This is a genomic window from Azonexus sp. (assembly GCF_036170495.1).
In the GTDB taxonomy this organism is placed as follows: Bacteria; Pseudomonadota; Gammaproteobacteria; order Burkholderiales; family Rhodocyclaceae; genus Azonexus.
The window spans coordinates 1-1917 of the sequence record NZ_JAVHPH010000402.1; the positions used below are offsets into that span (position 1 = coordinate 1).

Genomic DNA, 1917 nt, shown 5'->3' on the forward strand with positions numbered 1-1917 from the left:
GGCTGACCTGCATCTGGTTGAACGAAGCCTCGACCATTTCGATCGGGTCTTCGATGGTGCACACGTTCACTTCCGGCGTCGCCAGCTGCTTGAGCGTCGTATAGAGCGTCGTCGTCTTGCCCGAGCCAGTCGGGCCGGTGACCAGGATGATGCCGTTCGGCGACGAGGTCATCTGCTTCCAGCGCGTCTGATCGTCATCGGAAAAACCCAGCGAGCGGAAGTCTCGAACGAGCACTTCCGGGTCGAAAATCCGCATCACGAGCTTTTCGCCGAAGGCCGTCGGCAGCGTCGATAAACGCAGCTCGACCTCCTGCCCGGCCGGCGTCCGCGTCTTGATCCGGCCATCCTGCGGCCGGCGTTTTTCGATGACGTCCATGCGCCCGAGCAGCTTGATACGGCTGGTCATGGCGTTCATGACCGCCATCGGAATCTGGTAAACCTGATGCAGCACGCCGTCGATGCGGAAGCGGACAATGCCCAGATTGCGCCGCGGCTCGATGTGGATGTCCGAGGCGCGCTGGTCGAAAGCGTACTGCCAGAGCCAATCGACGATATGGACGATGTGCTGGTCGTTGGCATCGAACTGCTTGTTGACCTTGCCCAGTTCGACCAGTTGCTCGAAGCTCGACAGCCCGGATGTCACCTCGCCCTTGGCCGCCGCCTTCTTGACCGATTTGGCGAGGTTGAAGAACTCGACGAGGTAACGGCTGATGTCATCGGGATTGGCCATGACACGGCGAATCTGCTTGCGCAGGATCTGCTGCAATTCCTCGACCCATTCGCGGACAAAGGGCTCGGCCGTCGCAATGACGATCTCGCGCGTCGTCACCTGCACCGGCAAAATCCCGAAACGCGCCGCATAGGCGCTCGACATGACCTCGGCGACGCCGGTGAAATCGATCTTGAGCGGGTCGATATGCTGGTAGTCGAGGCCGACCCGGCCGGCCAGCCATTCGGTCAGCACCTCCAGCGTCAGCAGGCGGACGGGCGGCCCGGCCTGGCGCCACTTCTGATCGGCGATGACAAGCAGCGGATGCGTCTTGCCGCCATGCAGACGACGCTCGCTCTTGAGCGCATCAGCCGCCTCCTGGCTGACCAGCCCATCCGCCACCATCCAGTCGAGCACTTCGGCCAGTGCCAGGCGATGTTCGCCGATATTCTTGTCGCTCATGCGCGGCAATATAGCACGCAGCCGGTAACGATTTGTAAGCAGACAGCACGCTGTTTGCAGACCTTTACAACTGGCCGGGAACATTCCATTTCATGCACTTAGAATGAAGCTGTACCCCACTCGCCAGGAGCGAAAAATGAAAACCCGCCTGATGATGATCGCCAGCACCCTGCTCGCTTCCCTGATCTGCCTGCCGGCCAGTGCCCAGCCCGCTCAAGGCTCGGGAGGCATGGGTGGCGGCATGAACGGCATGGGCCCCGGCGCCGGGATGATGCAAGGCGGCGGCCCGCGCGCCCGTGCCCCACGCGATTGCAGCCAGGCCCCGAACCCGGCCGCCTGCACCGCCCAGCGCGAAGCCCGCGCCCAGGCCCGCGAAGCCTGCAAAAACACCGCCGGCCCGCAACGCCGGCAATGCATGCAGGAACAGCGACAGAACGTCGACTGCACCAAGGCCCGCAATCCGCAGCAATGTGAAACGCGCAAGATGGCCAACAAGGAATGCCAAGGCCAGACCGGCCCCGCCCGCCGCCAGTGCATGCAACAAAAAATGCCGCCAGTCGATTGCAGCAAAGCCCCGAATCAGGCCCGCTGCGAGCAACACCAAAAAGCCCGCGCCGCCTGTCAGGACAAAATCGGCCCGGAACACAAAGCCTGCCTGCGTGAGCAGTTCAGCGCGAAATAAAGCTGCGGAATGCGGTGGTCCCGGTCGTTTGGACAGCCACCGGGCAGGAATAAGCTAAGGCCGG

At 62.6% G+C, this 1917-nt stretch carries 2 protein-coding genes; one reads left to right on the forward strand and one right to left on the reverse strand.

Annotated features, from left to right (window positions below):
* Positions 1-1171, reverse strand: a 1171-nt coding sequence (locus tag ADADOO_RS14845; RefSeq protein WP_511278282.1) for a GspE/PulE family protein, incomplete at its 3' end; no start/stop codon positions are given.
* A gap of 136 nt (positions 1172-1307) precedes the next feature.
* Between ADADOO_RS14845 and ADADOO_RS14850 the strand changes: the two genes are divergently transcribed.
* Positions 1308-1853, forward strand: a complete 546-nt coding sequence (locus ADADOO_RS14850) for a hypothetical protein (RefSeq protein ID WP_511278283.1) — start codon at positions 1308-1310, stop codon at positions 1851-1853.
* Positions 1854-1917: the final 64 nt, after the last annotated feature.

Excerpts from the sequence above, each read along its gene's own strand:
- ADADOO_RS14850 (WP_511278283.1), top strand. The coding sequence starts at position 1,308 with ATGAAAACCCGCCTGATGATGATCGCCAGCACCCTGCTCGCTTCCCTG.